The organism is Roseburia sp. OM04-10BH (assembly GCF_003462605.1).
Lineage (GTDB): Bacteria > Bacillota > Clostridia > Lachnospirales > Lachnospiraceae > Roseburia_C > Roseburia_C amylophila.
In genome coordinates this window covers 23,680-46,890 of record NZ_QTZI01000007.1, presented here as the reverse complement: position 1 = coordinate 46,890, position 23,211 = coordinate 23,680, and the positions used below count along the sequence as shown (strand labels likewise).

30 protein-coding genes and 3 pseudogenes are annotated in these 23,211 nt (G+C 48.8%); all 33 read left to right on the top strand.

The window, feature by feature from the left end; genetic code table 11:
* Positions 1-72: 72 nt before the first annotated feature.
* The 33 genes and pseudogenes from DXB43_RS08595 (at position 73) to DXB43_RS08440 (ending at position 23,203) form a co-directional block, all read left to right on the top strand.
* The gene (locus DXB43_RS08595) at positions 73-375 is read left to right on the top strand and encodes a hypothetical protein (protein WP_015522554.1); all 303 of its coding nucleotides are present in this window, start codon (positions 73-75) and stop codon (positions 373-375) included.
* Positions 369-566, top strand: a pseudogene (locus DXB43_RS15905) (DUF4314 domain-containing protein); the annotation flags it as partial. The gene DXB43_RS08595 and the pseudogene DXB43_RS15905, both read left to right, overlap by 7 nt.
* A 297-nt stretch (positions 567-863) precedes the next feature.
* Positions 864-956, top strand: a pseudogene (locus DXB43_RS15900) (DUF4314 domain-containing protein); the annotation flags it as partial.
* Positions 957-1,127: 171 nt separating this feature from the next.
* Positions 1,128-2,102, top strand: coding sequence for a DNA adenine methylase (locus DXB43_RS08585; protein ID WP_117947352.1), 975 nt, complete (start codon positions 1,128-1,130; stop codon positions 2,100-2,102).
* Between the two features lie 22 nt (positions 2,103-2,124).
* Positions 2,125-2,574 (top strand): hypothetical protein, encoded by a 450-nt coding sequence (locus DXB43_RS08580; RefSeq protein WP_006857271.1) that lies wholly within the window; start codon positions 2,125-2,127, stop codon positions 2,572-2,574.
* Positions 2,555-2,842 (top strand): AbrB/MazE/SpoVT family DNA-binding domain-containing protein, encoded by a 288-nt coding sequence (locus tag DXB43_RS08575; RefSeq protein ID WP_007886400.1) that lies wholly within the window; start codon positions 2,555-2,557, stop codon positions 2,840-2,842. Before DXB43_RS08580 ends, DXB43_RS08575 begins: the two co-directional genes overlap by 20 nt.
* On the top strand, positions 2,836-3,090 hold the full coding sequence (locus DXB43_RS08570) for a hypothetical protein (RefSeq protein WP_055232603.1): 255 nt from the start codon (positions 2,836-2,838) through the stop codon (positions 3,088-3,090). Before DXB43_RS08575 ends, DXB43_RS08570 begins: the two co-directional genes overlap by 7 nt.
* Entirely contained in the window at positions 3,087-3,614 is a 528-nt protein-coding gene (locus DXB43_RS08565) for a YodL domain-containing protein (RefSeq protein ID WP_117830849.1), read from the top strand. The genes DXB43_RS08570 and DXB43_RS08565 overlap by 4 nt, the downstream gene beginning before the upstream one ends.
* Positions 3,615-3,628: 14 nt before the next feature.
* On the top strand, positions 3,629-4,042 hold the full coding sequence (locus DXB43_RS08560) for a SpoVG family protein (RefSeq protein ID WP_242863444.1): 414 nt from the start codon (positions 3,629-3,631) through the stop codon (positions 4,040-4,042).
* Between the two features lie 80 nt (positions 4,043-4,122).
* Positions 4,123-4,353: a DUF6133 family protein gene (locus DXB43_RS08555; protein WP_007886404.1), complete on the top strand. Its 231-nt coding sequence runs from the start codon at positions 4,123-4,125 to the stop codon at positions 4,351-4,353.
* Between the two features lie 60 nt (positions 4,354-4,413).
* The gene (locus tag DXB43_RS08550; RefSeq protein WP_117485252.1) at positions 4,414-4,830 is read left to right on the top strand and encodes a septation protein SpoVG family protein; all 417 of its coding nucleotides are present in this window, start codon (positions 4,414-4,416) and stop codon (positions 4,828-4,830) included.
* 1 nt (position 4,831) lies between these two features.
* Positions 4,832-5,257: a prepilin peptidase gene (locus DXB43_RS08545; protein ID WP_117830850.1), complete on the top strand. Its 426-nt coding sequence runs from the start codon at positions 4,832-4,834 to the stop codon at positions 5,255-5,257.
* A 115-nt stretch (positions 5,258-5,372) separates the two neighbouring features.
* A complete protein-coding gene (cpaB, locus tag DXB43_RS08540) occupies positions 5,373-6,221 on the top strand; it encodes a Flp pilus assembly protein CpaB (protein ID WP_055193258.1) in 849 nt (282 codons plus the stop codon).
* Between the two features lie 12 nt (positions 6,222-6,233).
* Positions 6,234-7,034 carry an AAA family ATPase gene (locus tag DXB43_RS08535; protein WP_055193259.1) on the top strand — a complete coding sequence of 267 codons (801 nt, stop codon included), beginning with the start codon at positions 6,234-6,236 and terminating at the stop codon, positions 7,032-7,034.
* Positions 7,031-8,386: an ATPase, T2SS/T4P/T4SS family gene (locus DXB43_RS08530; protein ID WP_007884393.1), complete on the top strand. Its 1,356-nt coding sequence runs from the start codon at positions 7,031-7,033 to the stop codon at positions 8,384-8,386. The genes DXB43_RS08535 and DXB43_RS08530 overlap by 4 nt, the downstream gene beginning before the upstream one ends.
* Positions 8,380-9,309 (top strand): type II secretion system F family protein, encoded by a 930-nt coding sequence (locus DXB43_RS08525; protein WP_117830851.1) that lies wholly within the window; start codon positions 8,380-8,382, stop codon positions 9,307-9,309. The genes DXB43_RS08530 and DXB43_RS08525 overlap by 7 nt, the downstream gene beginning before the upstream one ends.
* A gap of 20 nt (positions 9,310-9,329) precedes the next feature.
* Positions 9,330-10,196: a hypothetical protein gene (locus DXB43_RS08520; RefSeq protein ID WP_044927312.1), complete on the top strand. Its 867-nt coding sequence runs from the start codon at positions 9,330-9,332 to the stop codon at positions 10,194-10,196.
* Positions 10,197-10,219: 23 nt separating this feature from the next.
* Positions 10,220-10,624, top strand: coding sequence for a DUF4320 family protein (locus DXB43_RS08515; protein ID WP_007884389.1), 405 nt, complete (start codon positions 10,220-10,222; stop codon positions 10,622-10,624).
* On the top strand, positions 10,621-11,169 hold the full coding sequence (locus DXB43_RS08510; protein ID WP_007884388.1) for a hypothetical protein: 549 nt from the start codon (positions 10,621-10,623) through the stop codon (positions 11,167-11,169). Before DXB43_RS08515 ends, DXB43_RS08510 begins: the two co-directional genes overlap by 4 nt.
* Positions 11,170-11,281: 112 nt before the next feature.
* A complete protein-coding gene (locus DXB43_RS08505; protein WP_117947351.1) occupies positions 11,282-11,827 on the top strand; it encodes a DUF6550 family protein in 546 nt (181 codons plus the stop codon).
* A gap of 64 nt (positions 11,828-11,891) precedes the next feature.
* Entirely contained in the window at positions 11,892-12,506 is a 615-nt protein-coding gene (locus DXB43_RS08500; protein WP_015522558.1) for a hypothetical protein, read from the top strand.
* Positions 12,507-12,564: 58 nt separating this feature from the next.
* Positions 12,565-14,334, top strand: a pseudogene (locus DXB43_RS08495) (hypothetical protein).
* Between the two features lie 3 nt (positions 14,335-14,337).
* Entirely contained in the window at positions 14,338-14,805 is a 468-nt protein-coding gene (locus DXB43_RS08490; protein ID WP_007884370.1) for a hypothetical protein, read from the top strand.
* Between the two features lie 29 nt (positions 14,806-14,834).
* Positions 14,835-15,173 carry a DUF3852 domain-containing protein gene (locus tag DXB43_RS08485; RefSeq protein ID WP_006857287.1) on the top strand — a complete coding sequence of 113 codons (339 nt, stop codon included), beginning with the start codon at positions 14,835-14,837 and terminating at the stop codon, positions 15,171-15,173.
* Between the two features lie 25 nt (positions 15,174-15,198).
* Positions 15,199-16,059: a conjugal transfer protein TrbL family protein gene (locus DXB43_RS08480; protein WP_006857288.1), complete on the top strand. Its 861-nt coding sequence runs from the start codon at positions 15,199-15,201 to the stop codon at positions 16,057-16,059.
* A gap of 12 nt (positions 16,060-16,071) precedes the next feature.
* Positions 16,072-17,493 (top strand): DNA cytosine methyltransferase, encoded by a 1,422-nt coding sequence (locus tag DXB43_RS08475; RefSeq protein ID WP_015519972.1) that lies wholly within the window; start codon positions 16,072-16,074, stop codon positions 17,491-17,493.
* Positions 17,474-17,752, top strand: a complete 279-nt coding sequence (locus tag DXB43_RS08470) for a hypothetical protein (protein WP_015519971.1) — start codon at positions 17,474-17,476, stop codon at positions 17,750-17,752. Before DXB43_RS08475 ends, DXB43_RS08470 begins: the two co-directional genes overlap by 20 nt.
* Positions 17,736-18,308: a hypothetical protein gene (locus DXB43_RS08465; protein WP_015519970.1), complete on the top strand. Its 573-nt coding sequence runs from the start codon at positions 17,736-17,738 to the stop codon at positions 18,306-18,308. The genes DXB43_RS08470 and DXB43_RS08465 overlap by 17 nt, the downstream gene beginning before the upstream one ends.
* Positions 18,301-20,136 (top strand): VirB4 family type IV secretion system protein, encoded by a 1,836-nt coding sequence (locus tag DXB43_RS08460; RefSeq protein WP_006857292.1) that lies wholly within the window; start codon positions 18,301-18,303, stop codon positions 20,134-20,136. The genes DXB43_RS08465 and DXB43_RS08460 overlap by 8 nt, the downstream gene beginning before the upstream one ends.
* Positions 20,137-20,168: 32 nt before the next feature.
* Positions 20,169-21,188 carry an amidoligase family protein gene (locus DXB43_RS08455; protein WP_117947350.1) on the top strand — a complete coding sequence of 340 codons (1,020 nt, stop codon included), beginning with the start codon at positions 20,169-20,171 and terminating at the stop codon, positions 21,186-21,188.
* Positions 21,189-21,218: 30 nt separating this feature from the next.
* Entirely contained in the window at positions 21,219-21,728 is a 510-nt protein-coding gene (locus DXB43_RS08450; RefSeq protein WP_055193265.1) for a gamma-glutamylcyclotransferase family protein, read from the top strand.
* Positions 21,704-22,789 carry a C40 family peptidase gene (locus DXB43_RS08445; RefSeq protein WP_117947349.1) on the top strand — a complete coding sequence of 362 codons (1,086 nt, stop codon included), beginning with the start codon at positions 21,704-21,706 and terminating at the stop codon, positions 22,787-22,789. The genes DXB43_RS08450 and DXB43_RS08445 overlap by 25 nt, the downstream gene beginning before the upstream one ends.
* Before the next feature lie 60 nt (positions 22,790-22,849).
* On the top strand, positions 22,850-23,203 hold the full coding sequence (locus DXB43_RS08440) for a DUF6103 family protein (RefSeq protein ID WP_055232572.1): 354 nt from the start codon (positions 22,850-22,852) through the stop codon (positions 23,201-23,203).
* The last annotated feature ends 8 nt before the right edge of the window (positions 23,204-23,211 follow it).

Below are 23,211 nucleotides of genomic sequence, written 5' to 3'. Positions count from 1 at the left end.
AATAATATTCTGCTGGATATGTGCTGGTGTATGTAGTATTGTGTGTCCCAAAGAAACCAAGGAGGCAAACAGATGAAATTGGATGATACAGTCATGGTGCAGTTTTTTGGGGAGCTTATCGAATCATACCGCCAGCAGATCATGGATCAGGAAGAGGCAAGGGAACTTTCAAAGAAGGAAAAAAAGTTCCTGGCAGACTTAAGAAAAGAACTGGAGCTGTCAAACCCACAAGCGTACAGGATGGTGACAGAACTTTTTGGATGCATGTTAGACATCAGCCAGATAAAACAGGAACAGCTTTATATACAGGGAATAAAGGATGGAATACGAATCCGAAAACTGGTAAAAGAAATCGAGGAAGGTGAGGAATGTTAAGAAGGGAACAGATAGAACGGCTGAAGGAAAGATATCCTGCGGGTACCGTGGTCAGGCTGGGGCAGATGGAAGGGGAACACCAGATGCCGTCCGGCATGGAGGGAAAAGTAATTGATGTGGATGATATCGGACAAATTCATGTGGAATGGGAAAATGGAAGCACGCTGGCTCTGAATGTGGAAGAGGATGACTTTACTGTCGTACCGCAGAAGGAAACCCTGTCCGAAAAGAAATGCAGGGAGTTTTTAGGGAAAGTAAATGAGATATTAAAAGAAACAGATTTCTATCGGCTGAATGTGTCATGCAATGGAGGGGATACCGCCTATGCTGCCCAAAAGCTGCTTGCCATGCATCAGGCATTTGAAACCGTGTACGGGGAAGGATATGTGGATGAGGAGTATGGGATGGTGATGATGCCGGCGGTGGTCTGCGGAAGGGATTCCGGCATACGCACGCTGGCACTTGTCACGCTTGATCTGGAGTCTTCCGGGGAACACTTCGGAACGATTTTCATGACTCCGGGCGGCATGATGGAGCAGGGAAGCAGCTCTTTGAGTGAAAAACAGAAACAGGCACTGGCAGAGTATTATATCCCATATGACTACTGGTACACACCGCTTGTGGAAAGGGATCACCATGTGGATTTTACACAGATGCCGGAGGAGGTGGCAGACATCCGCAGGATGGTGGATGAACTGCTGGTGCAGGGGGAGGCTTTCCATATGAATGAACCAAAATAGGAGGAAAAAAATTTGAACAGCATCATAAGCTGGGTTGGCGGCAAGAAAGCACTGCGCGACCTGATCTATCTGCGCATGCCGAAAAACTATGACCGCTACATAGAAGTATTTGGCGGTGGCGGCTGGGTTTTATTCGGGAAAGCGCCGGATAAATGCATGGAGGTTTACAATGATTTTAATTCAAATCTTGCAAACCTCTTTTATTGTGTCAAGGAAAGGCCAATGGCACTGCTTCGGGAACTGTCCTTCCTGCCGCTCAACTCCAGAGATGAATTTACAACACTGCGGAAATTTCTGACCATGGAAGAATTTAAGAGTGAACATCTTGCAGAAGAATTAGAGATTGCAACACACTTCTTGAAAGAACCAGAGGCGACAGAAATCCGTGACATTCTCATGGAGCGTGCCGCAGTAGGGGATGTAAAAAGGGCAGCGGCATTTTATAAGATCATCCGTTACAGCTATGGAAGCGGATGCACCTCTTATGGCTGCCAGCCTTTTGACATACGCAAAACTTTTACCATCATCTGGGAGGCAAACCGCAGGCTGAAGGATACCGTGATCGAGAATAAGGATTTTGAGGCACTCATCCGTCAATATGACAGACCGAATGCCTTTTTTTATTGCGATCCGCCGTATTTTGAAACCGAGGGACACTATGAGGTGGTGTTCCGTAAGGAAGATCATGTGAGGCTCAGGGATACCTTAAAAGGCATACAGGGAAAGTTCATGGTTTCCTATAACGACTGTGCCTATATCCGTGAGCTGTATCAGGACTTTCAGATTGAAGCGGTGACAAGGATCAATAACCTTGCACAGAGGTATGACAACGGAAGTGAGTTCCCGGAAGTGCTGATCGCCAACTATGACATGGAGGAAAGGAAAAAAAGCATGCCGATGCAGATGAACCTGTTTGAACTGTACGGGGAACAGAAAACGGTTCGGTGGAAGGGAAAGGAGACAGAGGAAGAGCCACAGGACACATAAAAAAAGAAAGAAGGAGGAAAACATGCTTCAGTTAGTAGAAATGGAAGGAAAGATGACGGAAAACGGGTGTATTGAGATTCCCGCAGTGGTGTTAGAGCAGGCTGGTATCTGTACCGGTGACACCGTGAAACTTGTGTATATGGCAGAGGACGGGGAACTTAAGAACACGGCAAAGGAGTTCCTGCTTGCAAGGGCAGGACAGGATGTGGCAGAGGAACTGGCAAAGGAGGAAAACATTGCGTTCCAGATACCGGAAGAATTATTAAGGGATGCCGGAATCCCGATGGACGCAGACCTTGACATTGTGTGTCAGGAAGGACGCATTATCATCCTGCCGTCAGAACTTGTGCAGGGGACGGAAGTGCCGGAGGAACTGCTTGCCATCTGCAGGGAGCTTGGCATCACGGAGGATAAGGTAAACATCATCTTGCGGACCACAGAGGAGGGAACGGATGAAAAAACCGGTGTATAAGCTGTTAGACGAAAAAGGACGCATCCTGATCCCGAAAGAATTCCGCCAGATGGCAGAGCTTGAGAGCGGGGATATCGTAAAGCTGTCCGTGAGCAGTGGAAAAATCATGGTATCCAAAGTAGATATCGTGGAGATGGGGAGTCAGGACCCGCAGGCAGTGGAAGCCTATGTAAATGCGGCGGTAAAACATATGAGTCCGGCAAAACAGGTGGCACTTGCGGCAAGGATTCTGAAATTCGCACAGCAGGAGGGAGGTACGGATTGTTAAGGAATAAGTACAGGGCATTTGAAATCAGGGACGATCAGGTCAGCCAGACGCTGGTGGACGGGAATCTCTGCTCCATTGCAGAATTTATCCGGCATTGCGATGAGGGAAGCATCATCACCCTGCACACCATGGAGGGCGAGCCGTTTTTGATCGGACTCTCCAAGATGTTTGTATTCTGCGGGGACAAGGCATTCTTAGACAGGCAGTTGATCCCTTACCTGCGCAGCATGGGTGGGGAAAGCGTATGAAAAGGATTTATGTTCAGAACGGGATCGTATTTTTTTATGGGAATCCGGCTGGCTATCTGGGAGACGGGAAAGCAGTCATTGACTGCATGTTCCAGAAAGAGGAGCTGGTTTCATTTGTGAAGGAACAGTTTTTGGTGGAACCCGTATTCCGGGAGGGTGTGTATGACCGGCTGTCGGAGGGAGGTGGTGTCAAAGAGACAGCGGAGGTCAGCATTGGGGAAGGGAGGAGGCTTAGAATCTATCAACTGGGACAGGACAGTCCGATCATGATGCGGTTTATCAGTCTGGCAGAGAGAAAAAAGAGAGGGTATGACAGGCCGCGTAGGGAGGAATATGTCAGAGTCTATGAGGGGGAGATAGAAAACTATAGTCTGGAGGAAGTCTGGGAAAAATACGGACGAAGAGTACCGGAAGGGTTTCAGGGACATGCATTGTCCATTTCGGATGTGATCGAGTTTGCGGATGGGGAAAACAGCCGCTTTTTCTACATCGAACCATCCGGGTATGAGGAAATCAGATTTTAACAAGGAGGAGCATTATGCCAAAGGCAAAAACTGCCCAGAGCCGGGCAGAAACCACAGAACAGCAGGCACCATCCGGAGCAGGGAACAAAGAAAACTCCCCACTCCAGTTTGATGTGCGCATCCAGTCCATCCGGCCGGGGGAAAGCATCAAGGGAACAGCATCCGTAAACATCAACGGGGCATTTGCAATCCGGGGTGTCAAGATTATTGAGGGAAGCAATGGACTGTTTGTTTCCATGCCAAGCTATAAGGCTGGGAATGAGTACAAGGACATCTGTTTTCCTATCACGCAGGAATGCAGAAAACAGCTCCATGAAGCAGTCATCGGAGCTTATGAGCAGGCAATTTCGCAGGGGCAGGATACGGTAGCAAAGCATCATGGGATGCAGGCACCGGAAGGACAGCCGATGGAGATGGCAGGAATGTAACCGGATAAAACCAGAGAACATAGAGCGGACCGCACAGAAATGGTTCAGCAGATCATTAGAAAAAATTGGAGGAAAAAAATATGAGAAATATGATGAAAAAAGCAGCACAGAATGTAAAGGCAGTTGCCGTGAGAGCAGGAATGTTAATGAAGGATACCAAGGGCGAGAACTACGTGGATACGGCGGTCAAAATCCTGATCGCAGTCGTTCTCGGCGCACTGCTCTTGGCAGGTCTTTATGCACTCTTCGGGGATGTGGTGATGCCTACCCTTACACAGAGGATTCAGGACATGTTCAACTACGCAGGATAAGGAACACCGGTCCAAAACAGGGAAACAGGAAAAATAACAGAAGGATATGGAGGAAAACAGATGCCTAGAAGAGCAAACACACAGACACAGCAGGAAGCAGTACAGGAAAATGCCGCAGTGCAGGCAAATGCAGGGGCAGACATGCAGATGGAGGCTACCATCACAAAAACACAGCCGGAAAAGGGTGTCCTTGCCCTTGCCGATGTAAAGATCGGGGATTTCATGACGATCCGAAATGTCAGAATCAAGGAAGATGACTACGGGCTGACCGTTGCCATGCCGAAAACAAAGACAGGGGCAAATGAACAGTACAAGGATGCGGTGTTCTTTGCCGACAGGGGAATCAAGGAAAAATTTGACCAGACGGTACAGAAAGCGTATGAAACTTTTATGCACCAGCAGACGGATCTGGACGAGGAACCGGAGGAGGCAGAGGAGCTGGAACAGGAAGAAGGCGGCATGAACATGGGAATGTAGCATGATCAGGCTGGCTTTCTTTTTTTCTGCTCTGTTTTTGGCGGCGGTCATGGATATGAGGACAAGGACCATCCCGGACTGTCTGGTCGTTCTGGTGGCACTTACCAGCATGCTGCCACCGGAACAGCCAAATCTTTTGGGAGTTTTTGCAGGACTTCCGCTGCTCCTTGCAGGCATTACCATAGGAGGAATCGGCGGAGGGGATGTGAAACTCATGGGGGTATGCGGCCTGGTTCTTGGAGCGAGCCAAGCGTTTACGGGACTGTTCCTTGCATTGTGCCTGCTGGTGCTGTGGCATGCGGCAGGGGGCATGGGCAGGAAAAAGAACAGAAAGAAACAAAAAGAGGAGAAGGAACAGGAACAGGCATACCCGCTTGTTCCGTTTCTTTTTGCAGGAATGTTGATTGGTATCTGGATAGGAGGTTAAAGAATTGAAAAAGAAATTATTACTGGCAGGGATTATGGCACTGCTTGCAGGAACTGTCGTGGCAGCAAGAAAGAAAAAATATACGGAGACATCGAGATAGGAGGAGAAGAGAATCATGAAACTGTTAAAAAACCGTACTGTTCTTGGGGTACTCTGCATTGTAGTGTCCCTGCTCATCTGTTTTGCAGTGACACCGCTTGTCAATGCCGGACTGTCCCAAAAGACCACAATCGTGCGTTTTGTAAAGGACGTTAAGGCAGGCGAAGAGATCAAAAAAGGAATGCTGCAGGAAGTCGAGGTGGGAGGTTACAACCTGCCCGAAAATGTGTTAAGGAGCATCACGGAGGCGGAAGGAAAATATCTGACCGCGGATGTTTATGCAGGGGATTATATCGTAGCAGAAAAAGTAGCGGACGAGCCGGCTGCAGAAAATAAATACCTTTACAACTTAAACGGGGAGAAACAGGCAATCTCCATCACCATCAGTTCTTTTGCGGAAGGACTCTCCGGCAAATTAAAGAGCGGGGATATTGTGTCGGTCATCGCACCGGATTACCTGGGCAGTGGGGAGACAGTGATCCCGGCAGAATTAAAATATGTGGAGGTCATCGCAGTGACGGCAAAGTCCGGCTATGATGCTAATACACAGGAGCAGGAAGAGGAGAAGGAGCTTCCGTCCACCGTCACGGTGTTAGTCAGACCGGAGCAGAGCAGACTGCTGGCAAGGCTGGAAGCAGAGGGAGAAATCCATCTGTCACTGGTATACAGGGGAGACAGCCAGAAAGCTGCACAGTTCATTGAAGCACAGGATCTGGTGCTGGAGGAGCTTCTGGAAGAAACCACAGAGGAAGAAGAGGTATCTGTTGTAAAAAATGAGGTGCCGAGGACAGGAGGGGAAGCGGATGCAGTGACGGCAGAAGAAACCTCGGCAGACGAGAAAAATGATACGGATATGGAGGAATAGTGTTTGAATTTCATGAAAAATTCTTTGTTCCAGAGAAATTTGGAGCAGGAAAGGGAAGAAGAGATGCCGGAAGAGGGAGGCGTGCTTGCCGTGTGGGGCAGCCCTTCCTCCGGCAAGACGGTGGTGTCTGTGAAACTGGCAGAGCATCTGGCAAAGAAAAAGAGAAATGTCATTTTAATCCTTGCGGATATGATCACTCCGCCGCTGCCTTACTTATGCGCACCGTCAGACATTGAACAGGAAAGGTCGTTGGGGAGCATTCTTGCCGCATCCCATGTGACGGAAAACCTCATCAAGAAGAACTGCATGTTCTACCGGAAGAATGATTATCTTTCCATGGTCGGGATGTTAAAGGGGGAGAATGTGTTCACCTATCCGCCCTATGAAAAAGAGCAGGCGGCAGAACTGCTCCAGCTTGCAGCACAGATCGCACCGTATGTCATCGTGGACTGCACCAGCAATATCGCATCGGATATCCTGTCGGCGGTCGCATTGATGGAGGCAGATACGGTGTTAAGGCTGGCAGGGTGTGACTTAAAATCCATCAGTTACTTATCCTCCCAGCTTCCACTGCTATCAGACCACAAATGGGATGCCGACAAGCAGTTGAAGGCCGTGTCCAATATCAGACAGCAGGAGGCAAGCAGCCACATGGAACAAATCCTTGGCAGTGTGTCGTTCCAGATTCCGCACAGCAGTGAGGTGGAAGCACAGTTTTTAGAAGGGGAACTGCTTGGGGAACTCGGCCTGAAGGAGAGCCGGGCATTCCGCAGGGAGATAGAGAAAATCAGCAGGGAGGTATTCGGGGTATGAAAAATAACCAGAATCTGTTCTTTTCCCCGGAGGAAAAGGGAAGGGCATTTTCGGATGTCTTAAAAGAGGTGCAGGAGTATATCTCCAGCAAATATTCCACGCTCATGGTGGAAGGCGGGAGCGAGGAAGTAAAACAGCAGGTCAAGCGGTACATTACAAAGTACATCTGTGACTACCGTATCACGGTAAAGGGAAAAACACAGGAACAGTTGATCGATGACCTTTACACGGAAATGGCAGAGTTTTCCTTCCTCACCAAGTACATTTTTGGAACAGGGATAGAGGAAATCGATATCAATTCCTGGCGGGATATCGAGATACAGTACAATGACGGCAGGTGTGAAAAGCTGGAGGAACACTTCGAGTCCCCGGAGCATGCGGTCAATGTCATAAGGCGCATGCTCCATGTGTCGGGCATGGTGTTGGACAATGCCTCCCCTGCGGTGTTAGGACATCTGAGCAAGAATATCCGAATCGCCGTGTTAAAGACGCCGCTCGTGGATGAAGATGTGGGGATTGCAGCATCCATCCGTATTGTCAATCCGCAGAGCCTGAAAAAGGAAAACTTTGTGGATGGCGGCACCGCAACGGGGGAAATGCTGGACTTTCTGGCAGAGTGTCTGCGTTATGGCATCAGCATCTGTGTCGCAGGAGCCACCAGTTCCGGTAAGACCACACTTGCAGGCTGGCTGCTTACCACCATACCGGATGGAAAGCGTATCTTTACCATCGAAAACGGCAGCCGTGAGCTGGCACTCGTAAGGGAAAAGGATGGAAAAGTGACCAACAGTGTCATCCATACGCTGACCAGATACAGCGAAAATGAAAAGCAGAACATTGATCAGGACATGCTCCTTGATATGGCACTGCGTTTTAACCCGGAGATCATCTGTGTCGGGGAGATGCGTAGTTCGGAGGCGTACACGGCACAGGAATCGGCAAGAACCGGACACACGGTGCTTACCACGATCCACAGCAACAGTTGTGAATCCACTTACAGCCGAATGAGGACACTGTGCAAGAGAAAATATGACATGGATGACGAGGTGTTGATGGACCTTGTAACGGAGGCATTCCCTATCGTGGTGTTCACCAAGCAGCTTGAGAACCGTAAGAGGAAACTCATGGAAATCATGGAGTGTGAGATCACGGCAGACGGAAAGCGGAAGTTCAACCCGCTGTACCGCTATGAGATCACCGAAAACCGGATGGAAGGGGACCGCTTTATCATTAACGGCACGCATAAGAAGGTGTGCGGAATTTCCGAGAGCCTCAAAAAGAGATTTTTGGAAAACGGCATGCCAAAAGATGTGCTGGAAAGAATTGAAAAAGGAGGGGAGAAAGCATGCTGACATTACAGGTCATTGCCTGCATCGGGATCATTACAGGGGCATTCCTGCTGTTCCACATCCGGCTAAATGACTTTACGGGGAACATTTTCCACAGGCTTTTGGACGCACCGAAAGGAATCCGTGAGGAGATACTGGAGGAAACCAAGCGCAGGAAAAAATCCTATTTCCGAAGGGAAATCGAGGAAGTACAGGCAATTTTGAAAACAACGGACAGGGAGGAGCTGTTCCCGCTTTTATGCACGGCATCCCTCCTGATGCTTGCCGCAGGAGCAGCCATTGCCGTCATGATCGGAAATGTTTTTTTAATTCCGGTGCTGGCGTGCGGATTTTTATTTCTGCCGTTCTGGTACATCAGGCTGACCGCATCCCATTTCAAAAAGGATGTGTCATCGGAACTGGAAACCGCACTGTCCATTATTACAACGGCATACCTGCGAAGTGAGGACATCCTTACTTCGGTGGAGGAAAACCTCGAATATTTAAATCCGCCGGTCAAGACCGTGTTTGCAGATTTTGTGTCAAGAATCCGCCTCATAGATCCAGACCTTGAAGCAGCCTTGGAGGAGCTTAAGGGAAAGATTGAAAATGATGTGTTCATGGAGTGGGTGGATGCCTTAAAGTCCTGCCTGTATGACAGGTCACTAAAGACAACGCTGACACCGATCGTGGCGAAACTGTCGGACATGCGCATCGTGAATGCAGAGCTGGAATATCTGGTATTTGAACCCAGAAAGGAATTTATCACAATGGTGGTGTTGGCAGTAGGGAATATCCCGCTGTTATATTTCCTGAACCAGTCCTGGTACGATACGCTCATGCATACCATCCCCGGGCAGATTATGCTGGCGGTTACCGGCGCAATTATTTTTGTTTCCACGGCATGCGTCATAAAACTGACAAAGCCGATTGAATACCGGACATAAGGGGGAGGGATAAATTGAAAATCGTACTGATAGTTGTATTCATCCTGACGGCATGCGGACTGTTCCTTCTGCTGTCGGGCATCTTAAAGCTGCCGACACTGCGGACCGGCAGGGCGATGATGCAGTCAGGGAAGAAAGAAAAGAAACTGCAGAAAACACTGGATGCGTTCTACATGGACGGGGCGGCATACTTAGGAAAATACATCGGAATGAATGCCTACAAAAAAAGCAGGATGCAGAATGTCCTTAATGCGGCAGGACTTAAGATGACACCGGAAACCTATATGGCGTATGCCTATCTGAAGGCAGGGAGCATTTTTCTCCTGATCCTTCCGGCACTGCATGTATTTCCGCTGCTTGCCATCATGCTCGTGCTTTTAGGAGTCATGGTCTACTATAAGGAGACAAGAAAAGCAGAAGAGCTGGTAAGGGAAAAAAGGGAGCAGATCGAGGGGGAACTGTACCGTTTTGTTTCCACCATCACACAGGAGCTGAAAAACAGCAGGGATGTACTTTCCATGCTGGAGCATTATAAGGAAAATGCCGGGGAGATGTTCCAGAAGGAACTGGACATTGTGTGTGCCGACATGCGCTCCAGCAGCTATGAGGCAGCACTCACCCGTTTCGAGGCAAGGCTCAATTCCCCGCAGCTCTCCGATGTGGTCCGCGGACTGATCGGTGTGTTAAGAGGAGATGACGGTGCAGTGTATTTCCAGATGCTCACACACGACTTCAAGCAGGCAGAACTGCAGAGGTTAAAGGCAAAGGCGGCAAAAATCCCGCCGAAAATCCGTGTCTTTTCTTTTGCCATGCTCTTATGTTTCCTTGCAACCTATTTTGCCATCATCGGCTATGAGATCATAAAGTCCATGGGAACACTGTTCTGATAAAAGCGCAGGAAGGAGAAAAAATGAAGCGGATCTATAAAATCATGAGGGACAAAAAGGGGGAGGGATATATCGATGCGGCAGTCGTTGTATTCTGCGTGATGTTTGTCATTGCCCTTGGCGTCAGGATATTCCCGGTTTTTATCACGAAGATACAGCTAGACAACTTTGCAGACGAGCTGGTGCGGGAGGCAGAGATCAGCGGCAGGGTTGGAAGTGAGACAACCGCAAGGCAGAGAACCTTGGAGGAAAAAACAGGGATACATCCAGCCGTAAGCTGGTCTGGGACCGGAAAAATCCAGTTGAATGAAGAGGTGACGGTAACACTGACGTTACAGAAAGACCTCGGACTTTTTGGAAAGTTAAGGTCGTTCCCGGTAACCATAAGGGCGAGGGCATCGGGAAAGAGTGAGGTGTATTGGAAATGAGAAAATGCTATCAGAGTTTCAAAAGACTTCTGACAGGGCAGGAGGGAAGCATGGCTCCGGTTGCTGTAGCTGCAGCGATAGCCATGCTTTTTATTATCCTTGGTGTTTCAGAATACATGCGCCTTGTCATCACGGCAGCCGGAATCAAAGATGCCATGGAATCTGCCGTAGTTTCCGTGGTAAACGACAATTACAATGAAGTTTATCATGGTGTCAGGGAAGGATATGCTGCAGGATATGAGCCGGACGATACGGGATTTGCGGCATCCGTGGACCATGGGGATATCTATGGCAGGATGTGTTTTCTGCTTGGTCTGGAAGAGGATGGGAACAGTTATGTCCGCTATAACAACAGTGGTGAACTGGAGTACAGGCTCAAAAATCTTTCTGTGGACATCCACAACACGGCACTGGCATCGCCGGGAGGAACTTATTATGCGGATGCAGAGGTCACGATGGAAGTGCCTGTGCGTTTCGCAGGAAAAATCTTGTCGAATATGTCGGTCAGGTTGAAGGTGAGGGCAGCCTACAGGGAGAAATTTTAGTAACATGTTACAGATATCGTAAGACTTATTACATTTCCATAGACTTTCCAGACGTTCTATGGTAGCGTGTGAACTACGAAAATCAATCAAAAAAGCATAAGGAGGGAATGCCATGAAAGATAAGACAAAAAAGTGGCTGGCAGTCGCAGGACTTCTAGCAGTATGTGCGGTGCTTGTGTTTGGAATCAGCAGGGCGCTCTACCATGAGCCGGACAGGGAGGCACAGGTCGTGGAGAGAGAATCGGAGGAGACAGAACTTTTTGTGGAGACAGAAACACCGGAACCGGCTCCGGCAGAAAGCACAGAAGCAGAGCCGGAAGAGCCGCTTGTGATCGAGACGGAGACAGGAACTTCCGTAAATGACAGGGAGCAGGAAATTCAGGAAACCCCGGAGAAAACGGAAGCGGAAAAGCCGAGTGAGCCGCCTGCACTGTCTGAGGGAACCGCCACGGACCAGCCGGATACACCGCCGTCCTACGAGGAGGAAAAACAGGAGGAACCGGATCCGGCAGAGAACCAGACACCAAAGACAGGTGATACCAAAGACGGCATGGTATATGTGGAAGGCTTCGGATGGATTACCGATGAAGGGGAAGGCTCAGGCACCTACGCAGATGACATGTATGAAAATGGCAATAAAATCGGAATCATGGACTAAGTTGGTGACAAGAAATGTTGTTTGATATAAACTGATAACAAGCGGACAAGGAGGCTCTTGGATTATGTACAAACAACGTATATCATATGCAGATTATGTGGAAGAGGTAGAAAGATTATATAAAATTGAAAGAAGAGAGATTTATTTTGGTTTTGTAATCCGAGATTTTATACAATCGATCCTTACAGAAAGTGAACAATTGGTAGCAGTTTGGGATAACAAAGGATACAAGGATGATACCAAAAATCCACTTCATAAGCGTAAAAATTATGCGGATTCACATAGCTTGCAGGATTTTATTATCGTTCCGGAACAATATAGCTATACGAATACTACAAAACCATATGTTTCAATTGAGCTGAAAAAACCCAATTTGGAAAATTATCAAGGGTTAGAATTGGGAAAAAACAAAAAACAGATAGAAGCAGAGTTTGAATATTGTGATTTTATTATTTTGACAGACTGTGTTACATGGATGTTCCTAAAAAAAGATGAACCTGTAAAAGATGAAAAAGTTGTTTGTCTGATACAGGAGGGAAAATGGTTACAAATGGAACAAAGGGATTCCAATAACGAGCGTATGGGGAACATTCATATGAAGGAACCAGAGCAATGGGATGATTTGGTTAATACGATTAGAACATTTGTAGCAGAAGCCAAAAAACAGAGAAAAGAATAATGTGTTAGTGAAAAGCAGATTCGTAAAAACGGTCTGCTTTTTTTGTGAGGAAAAAGAGATGAAGTTATTAAAACAAGTAGTATTGCTTCTTGCAATTATGCTTGCCATGGCAATGCCGGTATCGGTTTATGCAGCCGGGGAAGGGAACATCGACAATGGCGGTGGAGGTATGGGAGCAGGAACGGGAACTAATTTTTGGAGCAGCCACGATGAGGGTGTGCGCGTAACGGTAATCAGAGCCAGTGATGGTGCAGTTGCATCAGCATCCATTGACCTTACCAACAAGCATCCGACTGATATCCGGGTGCATTTTGGAAAAGTAAGCAAGACTTCCTACAGGAATGGCGCAGGACTTTCTGCAAGGATGGGAGGCTATACATTTTATAATCCAGCACAGTCCCTGCCACAGATTATCAGTACTTCAAGAGGAGGGGCAAACCTTGCAGCCATCAAACAGTACTTTACGGACGAGCAGGTGATCAGAGCCATTGCAGGATATGTCGGCATGGATTTCCAGACGCTGACAAACGGAGAGTACAAGCTGTTATTAGAGCCAATCGCATATGTGACTTTTGAGGGAGTCCGGACTGCGTTTACCGCCACGGAAGCAGCAAAATACAATCAGTTAAGGGGCGGTTTGTTGCGAAAGAAAATGCCGTCCCTTTCCCATAAAAACCTGCCGCTTGCCATGTTTTTGGAAACATCGGATTTAGGGTATCCGGCGTGGAGCGGTTCTAAGACAGAGAAAGCAAATGATGAGGATATCATCCGCGCATTAGGACTTGGCATCGTGCGGTTTAATGAGGTGATCACACCGGAAGTCATCGAAGCGGACTATGAATACCGTGTGGATACGGATGTGATAACGGCGGTCACAGTCAGTGGAGGACAGAGTGATCCGGACAACTCCGTCACCGTGACATTTTCTATTCTGGGAAGAAGCTACAAGGTTGAAAATGTGTATTACCCGGAGGACGGACAGCAGCTCGTGTGGGTAAAATGGCATACCCCGTCCACGGAACAGCACATCACGATTAGCGTGACCGCCAGCGGAGGCAGTGCATCCGTGAGCCGGGGAACCATCACGGCGAACATTGTGGATCTGGATGACAATCCACCGCCAAATCCTGTTGCAGATGACAGAAATGACAGCTACCGGAAAGAAAATGCAGTGATGCCTGTAAATCCAGAAAAGACACAGGCGGCATGGAGTGTCTGGAAAGCCAAGTGGAAGGAAAAATGGGTATGGCACAGTGACTGGAACTGGGAGTCAGAGGATCATTCGGCAAGCTGTGAGGCAGGATGCACACAGAGCCATGGATACTGGCAGGATGATGGCGAGTATGTGGATGAAGGCTGGTGGGAATTTGAAGAGAAACATTATTCGGCATCCCTGACCGCAGATATGCATCTGGTCACGGATGAGAAGGCACCGACCGCGGACGGCATGGTTACCAAAAGCGGGTATGGTGTGAATGTTTCCCTGAGTGCAAGGGCATCGAGCAGCTAGACATCCGCAACAACAGCACCGCAGACAGCAGTCAGTTACTTCCCGGAATTTTATTACGAAACCTACTGGCGGCTTTTAGAGAGAACCCGAAATGGATACAGTGCGGTCTTTGAATTTAAGAATAATGAGTATTCCACTTATTACCGGAGGACACACTTCACACCGGTCTGGATGCCGGACGGGGAGTACCGGGTATATACTTATCTGCTTGACTGTTGGACACCGGATGGAATGCTTTCCATGAACCTGTCAGACGCTGTGCAGATATCGGGAAGCCTGTGGGATGACTGGCATATCGCACCACAGAATGTGAGGTAGGAAATGGGATATGAGAGAATCCAAAAGCCGGAAGGACTGCTCTACCATTACACTCGAAAAGAAAATCTGGAATCCATCTTAAGGGATGGAAGGATACGGAAATTTTGTGACAGGGAAACATGGTTCACAAAATCCCTTGCAGATACGCTGCGGCTTATGTCACTCACGGTGATGCAGGAGGGAGCAGCTTATTATGATGCGAGGGGCAGGCTGCAGCGTTACCCGGCATTTGTGCCGGAGGATTATGTAGTTTTAGAACTTACCCCGCGCTACCAGAGCGGGGAATGGGTGATCTGGAATCAGGAACTTCCACCTAATGCGCCGGAGTCCGTAAGGGAGCTTGCGGAGGAGTTCAGCCACTTAAAACTCGGATACCGTGGAGATTTAAAGTTCTGGGAGAATCCTGTCATTTATGAGATGACAGACCTTTTGGAAGAACCGGAGCAGACCAGTGAAATGAAAATGCAGTAAAAAAACAGAAAAAAGGAAAGGAAGATCAGATGAAGAAAAAGAAATGGATGATGATGGCAGTGATGGTGCTTGCACTTACGATGATGTTTGGAACTACAGTATATGCGTCAGGAAAAGGGGACGTGGCAGGAGCAATCGAGGGTACATGGCAGGATGCCTCCGCACAGATCAAGACAGTAGTCAATAAGGTGGTGTTCCCGGCAATCGACCTGATACTTGCCGTATTCTTCTTTGCAAAGCTGGGTACTGCATACTTTGATTACCGAAAACACGGGCAGTTTGAATGGGCGGCACCCGCAATCCTGTTTGCGTGTCTGGTGTTTACGCTGACGGCACCGACCTATATCTGGAAAATCCTTGGCATATAGGGGATGGTGAGAAAGAAGGTGTCAGATGTTTATATTTGATTTTGTTGCGGAAACCGTACTAGACCAGATCATCGACTGGCTGTATGGGAAGATCGTTGGATTTCTCAATGATTTTTTTGCAATGATGAACAATATGGGGGTGGAATTGTTTGACCTGCCGTGGGTGAATGCAATTACCACTTTTTTTAGCTGGCTTGGCTGGGCATTGTTTGTGGTAGGGCTGGTGGTCGGAGCTTTTGAATGTGCCATAGAGTATCAGGGAGGAAGGGGCAGTATCAAGGATACTGCCTTAAACTATGTCAAGGGATTTATGGCGGTCAGCCTGTTTTCCATTCTTCCGGTCAACTTATACTCCCTAAGTGTGTCGCTGCAGAGTTCCTTCGGATCGGCATTATCCGGCATTACAGATGCGGAAAGCATCGGGATGACTGCACAGCAGGTGCTTATGTCAGCCGCCATGCCGGGAGTGGGGAATCCGATCCTGCAGATATTCTGTGCCGTGATGATGGGGTATGCCGTGATAAAAGTGTTTTTCGGAAACCTGAAAAGAGGAGGCATCCTGCTCATACAGATCGCAGTTGGAAGCCTTTATATGTTTTCTGTTCCAAGAGGATATATTGACGGTTTTACCCAGTGGTGCAAGCAGGTCATTGGAATCTGTCTCACCGCTTTCCTGCAGTCCACCATGCTCACGGCAGGACTCATGATCTTCAAGGACCATCCTCTGCTTGGTCTGGGTGTCATGCTTTCCTCCACGGAGGTGCCGAGGATTGCCGGACAGTTCGGACTGGACACCAGCACAAAGGCAAACCTGATGAGCGGAGTTTATGCAGCGCAGACAGCCATCAACATTTCAAAAACGGTTGTCAAAGCAGTGGCAGCATAAGGCGGTGGAAGGATGGAGAAAAAGCTGGGGAGTCTGTTCGATGGGATCGGGGGATTTCCATTGGCAGCAAAAAGAAATGGCATACGGCCTGTGTGGGCGAGTGAGATAGAAAAGTTTCCCATGGCAGTTACCATGTACCGGTTCCCGGAGATGAAACACATGGGAGACATTACAAAACTGCATGGGGAAAACCTCCCGGTTGTGGATGTGATAGCCGGGGGTTCGCCATGTCAGGACTTATCCATTGCCGGGAGACGCGCAGGACTTGCGGGGATGCGTTCCGGTCTCTTTTTAGAGCAGGTACGCATCATAAAAGAAATGCGCAGGCAGGAGGAAAGGAGGAAAAACAGCAGTGGAAGGAGAGCAGATGTCCCTGTTCGACCTCGGTATATGGTCTGGGAAAATGTGCCGGGAGCCTTCTCAAGCGGAGAACCAAAAGGAGCAGATTTTAAGAGAGTCCTCGAAGAAGTCTGTGGTATATCGGAGGAGTCCGTATCTTTACCTGGACCGCCGGATGGGGCATGGACTCCTGCCGGGATTATTCTGGGACAGGAATTCTCTGTTGCTTGGAGAGTACTGGACGCTCAATTTTGGGGAGTCCCCCAGAGACGCAGAAGAATCTTCCTTGTCGCAGATTTTGGAGGCCACAGTGCCGGAGAGATATTATTTGAGTCCGAAAGCGTGTGGAGGCATTATCAGGAGAGCAGGGAACAGAGGGAAAAAGCTGCCGCCGATCTTGGAGGCGGCACTTTTGATGCAGGCACAGGAGCCGACATCGTGTGTCTGATGGATCAGGGAGGACAGCGGATGGATGTGTACCGGAACCTTATCGGTACACTTCTGGCACACAGTTCAAGCACACCGCCCATTATCATGGCGAGCAGTCAGGCAAATGCAGAAATCGGGATCGGATACTGTCCGACCATTACAGCAGCGGCAGGGATGGCAGGCAATAACCAGCCGATCCTGTTTGACAATCACGGACCGGACACCCGCTACAGCGGACCGGTGAAAGTGGCACAGACCATTACTTCTGCACTGGGGACGGGAGGCAACAATACGCCGCTTGCTGTTCATGGAGAACCCTACTGCATCGCCGGAAATGTCATCAACCGTCAGGATAAAAACGGGGGAAACGGCTGCGGCTATCAGCAGGGAGTCAGTTATACGCTGACAACAGAGGACAGGCACTGTGTGGCATACACGGATGACCTGCAGAGAAAAAAGCGTGTGAGGAAACTCATACCGCTTGAGTGTGAAAGACTTATGGGATTCCCGGACCACTGGACGGACATTCCGGGAGCAAGTGACAGTGTCCGGTACCGGGCATTGGGAAACAGCGTGGCAGTGCCGTGTGTGGAATATATCCTCTGTGGCATTGCTTATTTTTTAGAAAGACAGGAGGGAGAACGGGATGTACATATACCCGGATAATCTGAAATCGAAAGCGAGCATGTGGCTGTGGGAGCTAAAAGACCTTGCAGTGACAGGAATCATCGTACTGATATCCGTGTTTGCATTTGCCTATGCAAAACTGTGGTTCCCGATGGTGATAGCAGGTGTATACGCATTTTTAACGATACAGGTGGAGGATACCACCATCTTAAAATTTATCCGCTATGCATGTGCGTATTTTTTGGTGGAACAGCAGCATTATGAATGGAGGTATACCGCAAATGAAACGGAAGAATGAACAGTCCACAAGGGAGCTGATGGGGACAAAAGAACTGTCGGATTACAGCATCCGCACCTACCGGAAGGACGAGCTGGTCTATTTTCTGATCCAGCCGAGCAACCTGTCCGTGTTGTCGGAGGAGAGCCTTTCCGCAAGAATCTATGGACTCATGACGGTATTAAAAGGCATCACAGAAATCGAGATGATGTGCTTAAATTCCCGTGAAAATTTTGAGGACAACAAAAGATATTTAAAGAACCGCGCGGAGGAAGAAACCAACCCGACTGTGCGGAAACTGCTGGAACTGGATGCAGGACACCTTGACCGGATGCAGGTGCAGATGGCAACGGCGAGGGAGTTTTTACTGATTATCCGGCTGAGAAACCAGAAGGAGAATGAGGTGTTCGCTTACTTAAACCGTATCGAAAAAATGCTGGTGGAACAGGGATTTACATCCAAAAGAGCGGATGAGGAGGACATGAAGAGGATACTGGCTGTTTACTTTGAACAGAATGTCACAACGGAAAAATTTGAAGAATTTGATGGAGAGAGGTGGATCATTTTAAATGAATAACAACAGAAAGAAAAAAACACAGACACAGACACCGGGGGAAGAGAGGCTTAAGAGTTTCCTTGATATGATCGCACCGTCCGTCATCCAGTTTTACACGGATCATTATATCTGCGGGAATACGTTCCGCAGTGTCTGGGCACTCAGGGAATATCCGACTGCAACGGATGAGCAGGCAATCCTGCGCCATCTTGGGGAAAAGGATGGCGTGACACTGCGTATCTATACCAGACAGGTCACACCGGCAGAGGAGAAAAAAATCATCAGCAATGCGGCAAACAAGAACCGCATGAAACAGGGAAATACAGAAAATTTACAGGAGACAGTCACGGCAGCGAGCAACCTGCAGGATGTGACCAACATCATTGCGACCATGCACCGCAACAGGGAGCCGTTACTGCATACGGCTGTGTATCTGGAGTTATCCGCAGCGGACATGGATAAGTTAAAGCTGCTGCAGACCGAAGTGTTGACAGAACTCATCCGTTCCAAACTGAACGTGGATAAGCTGCTGTTGCGCCAGAAGCAGGGGTTCTTATGTGTGCATCCGGCTGGCAGGAATGTCTTTCTGGAGCAGTTTGAACGTGCGCTTCCGGCTTCGAGTGTGGCGAACCTGTTTCCTTTTAACTACTCCGGCAAGACCGATAAGAACGGATTTTATATCGGGAGGGATAAGTTTGGAAGCAATGTCATTGTAGATTTCAACCAAAGGGCGGATGACAAGACGAATGCCAATATCCTCATCCTTGGAAACTCCGGGCAGGGAAAATCCTACCTGTTAAAACTGATACAGACCATCCTGCGTGAGTCCGGGATGAAAGTCATCTGCCTGGACCCGGAGCATGAATATGTTGACCTGACCGGAAATCTGGGAGGCTGTTTTGTGGATCTGATGAGCGGGGAGTATATCATCAATGTGTTAGAACCCAAAACATGGGATGAAAACGGCAGCCCGGAGGATACGGAGGCACCCTATGCGTTCCGCTGTTCCTCAAAATTAAGCCAGCATATCTCCTTCTTAAAAGACTTTTTCCGAAGCTATAAGAATTTTACGGACAGCCAGCTTGACACGATAGAAATCATGTTGGCGAAACTTTATGAGAAGTGGAACATAGGGGATGATACGGACTTTGGCAGGCTTACGCCAAAGGATTACCCGATCCTGTCTGACCTTTACGATCTGATGGAAGAGGAATATAAGCATTACGATGCGAAGAAGAAACAACTGTATACCGCAGAGCTTCTGCAGGAAATCTGTCTTGGACTTCACTCCATGTGTAAGGGAGCGGAGTCCAAATTTTTTAACGGACATACGAATATCACAGACAGCAGTTTTCTGACTTTCGGTGTCAAGGGACTGCTTCAGGCGAGCAAAAATGTGAAGGATGCCATGCTGTTTAATGTGCTTTCCTACATGTCCAATGAACTTCTGACCAACGGGCATACGGCAGCCTGCATCGATGAGTTTTATCTGTTCCTTACCAACCTGACCGCCGTGGAATATATCCGAAACTTTATGAAACGTGTGCGAAAAAAGGACAGTGCCGTCATCCTTGCCAGCCAGAATCTGGAGGACTTCAATATCGATGGAATCCGGGAGTATACGAAACCGCTGTTTTCCATCCCAACCCATGTATTTCTGTTCAATGCGGGAAACATCGATTCCAGATTTTATATCGACACCCTGCAGCTTGAGCAGAGCGAATACAACCTGATCCGCTATCCGCAGAGGGGCGTGTGCCTCTATAAATGCGGCAATGAACGTTACAACCTTATGGTACATGCACCGGAGTACAAGGAGAAACTGTTCGGAAGTGCCGGAGGACGATAAAGCAGGGAAAAAGGAAGGAGGGATGCCAAACTATGGACATGAGGGAGCAGAAATTCGGCATTGAGATCGAGATGACAGGCATTACCAGACAGCGTGCTGCGGAGGTCATGGCAGCCTATTTTTCCTCTACGTTCAGCTATGACGGCGGAAGCTATGAAGAGTACAGTGTCAGGGATGCGGCAGGCCGCAGATGGAAAGTCATGTATGACTCCAGCATTGAGGCGCAGAAAAAAGGCGGCGGTTATGCGGGGAGTGAGTACAAGGTAGAATTTGTTTCCCCTATCTGTGAATACGCGGATATCCCTGTCATACAGGAACTCATCCGGCAGCTCCGGCATGCAGGTGCAGTGGCAGGAAAGAATACAGGCATCCATGTGCATATCAATGCGGCACCCCATGATGCAAGGACACTGCGGAACATCACCAACATCATGTACAGCAAGGAAGATTTGATCTATAAGGCACTTCAGGTAGATGTAGAGAGGGAGCACCGCTACTGCCAGAAGGTGGAAGAGGACTTTTTGCAGGAACTGAACCGGAAGAAACCAAAGAGTCTGGAGGAAGTGAGCAGGATCTGGTACAAGGGGGGTGATGGAAGGCACAGGCATTACCATGAAAGCCGTTACCACTGCCTGAATCTGCACAGCGTGTTCCAGAAAGGTACGATTGAGTTCCGGCTGTTTAACTCCACCACCCATGCAGGAAAAATAAAGGCATATATCCAGCTCTGCCTTGCCATTTCTGCGCAGGCATTGAACCAGAAATGTGCCAGCCGCATCAAGACTGCCAGCACCAACGAAAAATATACATTCCGTACCTGGCTGTTAAGGCTGGGAATGATCGGGGATGAATTTAAGACGGCGCGGAAGTTTCTTCTGGAAAATCTGGAGGGCGGCATTGCATGGAAAGACCCGGAACAGGCAGTGCGGCAGAAGGAAAGACTGCGTGCGATGAAAGAAAAGAAAGAACTGGAAACCGGACATGCACAGCAACCAGACAGCATGGAAGAAGAGGTGCCGGAGGATGCACAGGGAATGAACATGACCATGTAAAAACAAAACGCAGAGAAAGGAAAAAAGAATATGAACATGACAGGAAGAAGATATATTGCATACGGCTCGAACTTAAACCGGGCGCAGATGGCACTGCGCTGCCCCGATGCAAAGGTGGTAGGAACCGGGGAAATCAAGGACTATGAGCTGTTGTTCCGTGGAAACAGGAACGGGGCGGTAGCTACGGTGGAGCCGAAAAAAGGGGAGAGTGTACCGGTGTTAATCTGGGAGATTAGTCCGAGAGATGAGTTTAACCTGGACCGTTATGAGGGATATCCGAGACTGTATGGAAAAGAAATGCTGGAAGTGGAGCTGGATGGAAAACGGGAGAAAATGATGGCATATACCATGACGGAGGGGTATGCCATGGGAGTCCCTTCGGAACATTACCTTGCTACCATCCGCACCGGATATCAGGAGGCAGGATTTGATGAGGATGTTCTGATGGCAGGTGTTGAAAAGAGCAGGGAACGAATGAAACAGGAGATGGAAGCAGAGAGAATGGAGGAAGCACCATGGAGCCAGCAACTGCCGCTCTGATCGCAAGGGCAGCCATAGCAGCCGGGACCAATAAAAAAGTGTGGACAGGGATTGCCTCTGTACTGGCAGCCCTGTGCCTTCCGGTCATCCTTGCCGTCATGTGCTACATCAGCATTGCCTCCGGCGGAACAGAACATAACCGGGCGGCAGTGCATCTGGCATTCGATGGAGGGGAAATGCCGGATGGAATGCCTGCAGATTATCAGGCTTATGTCCGCCAGATGCAGGAAAGTTTTGCAGAGCTGGATGCCATATTAGATGACATCGATGGCATGACAGAAGGGGAACTGTGCGACAGGTATCTGGTCAAATCCGTTTTTTATTCTCTGTATTTCGGCGCAGACCGGGTACGGCTTGAGACGGATGATTATAAAAAATTCGCAGACTGTTTTGTGGATTATGAGGAACGGATACAAAACATAGAGCAGGAGGACGGGACCGTCACGCTGGAAAAATATACCGTGGCAGTTGCCATTGGGGATAAGACAAAAATCTTCCAAAAACTTGCATCTGACTATGGAGTTACCGCAACTTATGAACAACAGTCCAATGCAGTCAATGTGTGGTATGTGGCAAAGTATGACACGGCAGCCCCGACAGAGGGGGATGAATTTTCCGACTGGGGCGGCTGGAACGGGGCAGGGGCTATCCCTGTGTATGATCTGCCGGCCAACGGGAATGGGAGTGATATCGTACAGCTTGCATTATCAAGACTGGGGCATCCGTACTCGCAGGCACTCCGCGGAACCGGGAATTATGTCGACTGCAGTTACCTGACGCTGTGGTGCTACAGACAGATAGGAATCTCCCTGCCGGGAACGGCGGCAGAGCAGGGAAGATATATGGTGGAGCAGAACCTGACGGTTGCAAAGGAATCACTGCAGCCGGGGGACCTTGTGTTCTGGAGCCACAAACCAAACGGAAGATACATGAACATCACGCATGTGGGAATCTATGCCGGGGATGGCATGGTCGTGGATGCGTCCTATTCCAAAGGGAATGTGGTGTACCGTCCCCTGTTTGACAACGATAAGCAGGTACTGTATGGCAGACCGCAGTAAATTTTTTGATGCCGCAGGCATCTGTTTTCCGCCAGAAAATAGAAATGAAGGAGGAGCGATATGGCAGAAAAAGAAATAAAAATCACCTTTGCCGGGGAGAAACTGGAGGCATTAAGTTTCTTTCTGGCAGAGCAGGGAGGAAAAACCGTGGAGGAGCTGTTGAAGAGCCATCTCGATAAATCTTATGAGAAAAATGTTCCTGCACAGGTCAGAAAATTTGTGGAGAGCAGGATGGAAACTCCACAGGAGACAGCAAATCAGGAGCAGGAATCCCAGAGAATGGGAGGCACAAGACAGCAGAGGGCATCCGGCAGACGGAGCAGGGAGACACAGAATCAGGAAGAGCAGCCGAGAGAGCCGGTGCCAGAAACCGTGGAAGAGACAGCAGAAAATACGATGAGCATGGGAATGTGAGGCGGATA

Bases quoted from the DNA above. Each gene is read 5' to 3' on its own strand.
- cpaB (WP_055193258.1), top strand. From the start codon at position 5,373: ATGAAACTGTTAAAAAACCGTACTGTTCTTGGGGTACTCTGCATTGTA.
- DXB43_RS08475 (WP_015519972.1), top strand. From the start codon at position 16,072: ATGGAGAAAAAGCTGGGGAGTCTGTTCGATGGGATCGGGGGATTTCCA.
- DXB43_RS08515 (WP_007884389.1), top strand. From the start codon at position 10,220: ATGAAGCGGATCTATAAAATCATGAGGGACAAAAAGGGGGAGGGATAT.
- DXB43_RS08460 (WP_006857292.1), top strand. From the start codon at position 18,301: ATGAATAACAACAGAAAGAAAAAAACACAGACACAGACACCGGGGGAA.
- DXB43_RS08440 (WP_055232572.1), top strand. From the start codon at position 22,850: ATGGCAGAAAAAGAAATAAAAATCACCTTTGCCGGGGAGAAACTGGAG.
- DXB43_RS08545 (WP_117830850.1), top strand. From the start codon at position 4,832: ATGATCAGGCTGGCTTTCTTTTTTTCTGCTCTGTTTTTGGCGGCGGTC.
- DXB43_RS08525 (WP_117830851.1), top strand. From the start codon at position 8,380: ATGCTGACATTACAGGTCATTGCCTGCATCGGGATCATTACAGGGGCA.
- DXB43_RS08465 (WP_015519970.1), top strand. From the start codon at position 17,736: ATGAAACGGAAGAATGAACAGTCCACAAGGGAGCTGATGGGGACAAAA.
- DXB43_RS08500 (WP_015522558.1), top strand. From the start codon at position 11,892: ATGTACAAACAACGTATATCATATGCAGATTATGTGGAAGAGGTAGAA.
- DXB43_RS08445 (WP_117947349.1), top strand. From the start codon at position 21,704: ATGGAGCCAGCAACTGCCGCTCTGATCGCAAGGGCAGCCATAGCAGCC.
- DXB43_RS08490 (WP_007884370.1), top strand. From the start codon at position 14,338: ATGGGATATGAGAGAATCCAAAAGCCGGAAGGACTGCTCTACCATTAC.
- DXB43_RS08470 (WP_015519971.1), top strand. From the start codon at position 17,474: ATGTACATATACCCGGATAATCTGAAATCGAAAGCGAGCATGTGGCTG.
- DXB43_RS08555 (WP_007886404.1), top strand. From the start codon at position 4,123: ATGAGAAATATGATGAAAAAAGCAGCACAGAATGTAAAGGCAGTTGCC.
- DXB43_RS08505 (WP_117947351.1), top strand. From the start codon at position 11,282: ATGAAAGATAAGACAAAAAAGTGGCTGGCAGTCGCAGGACTTCTAGCA.
- DXB43_RS08560 (WP_242863444.1), top strand. From the start codon at position 3,629: ATGCCAAAGGCAAAAACTGCCCAGAGCCGGGCAGAAACCACAGAACAG.
- DXB43_RS08575 (WP_007886400.1), top strand. From the start codon at position 2,555: ATGAAAAAACCGGTGTATAAGCTGTTAGACGAAAAAGGACGCATCCTG.
- DXB43_RS08480 (WP_006857288.1), top strand. From the start codon at position 15,199: ATGTTTATATTTGATTTTGTTGCGGAAACCGTACTAGACCAGATCATC.
- DXB43_RS08550 (WP_117485252.1), top strand. From the start codon at position 4,414: ATGCCTAGAAGAGCAAACACACAGACACAGCAGGAAGCAGTACAGGAA.
- DXB43_RS08455 (WP_117947350.1), top strand. From the start codon at position 20,169: ATGGACATGAGGGAGCAGAAATTCGGCATTGAGATCGAGATGACAGGC.
- DXB43_RS08565 (WP_117830849.1), top strand. From the start codon at position 3,087: ATGAAAAGGATTTATGTTCAGAACGGGATCGTATTTTTTTATGGGAAT.
- DXB43_RS08530 (WP_007884393.1), top strand. From the start codon at position 7,031: ATGAAAAATAACCAGAATCTGTTCTTTTCCCCGGAGGAAAAGGGAAGG.
- DXB43_RS08535 (WP_055193259.1), top strand. From the start codon at position 6,234: ATGAAAAATTCTTTGTTCCAGAGAAATTTGGAGCAGGAAAGGGAAGAA.
- DXB43_RS08485 (WP_006857287.1), top strand. From the start codon at position 14,835: ATGAAGAAAAAGAAATGGATGATGATGGCAGTGATGGTGCTTGCACTT.
- DXB43_RS08595 (WP_015522554.1), top strand. From the start codon at position 73: ATGAAATTGGATGATACAGTCATGGTGCAGTTTTTTGGGGAGCTTATC.
- DXB43_RS08450 (WP_055193265.1), top strand. From the start codon at position 21,219: ATGAACATGACAGGAAGAAGATATATTGCATACGGCTCGAACTTAAAC.
- DXB43_RS08580 (WP_006857271.1), top strand. From the start codon at position 2,125: ATGCTTCAGTTAGTAGAAATGGAAGGAAAGATGACGGAAAACGGGTGT.
- DXB43_RS08510 (WP_007884388.1), top strand. From the start codon at position 10,621: ATGAGAAAATGCTATCAGAGTTTCAAAAGACTTCTGACAGGGCAGGAG.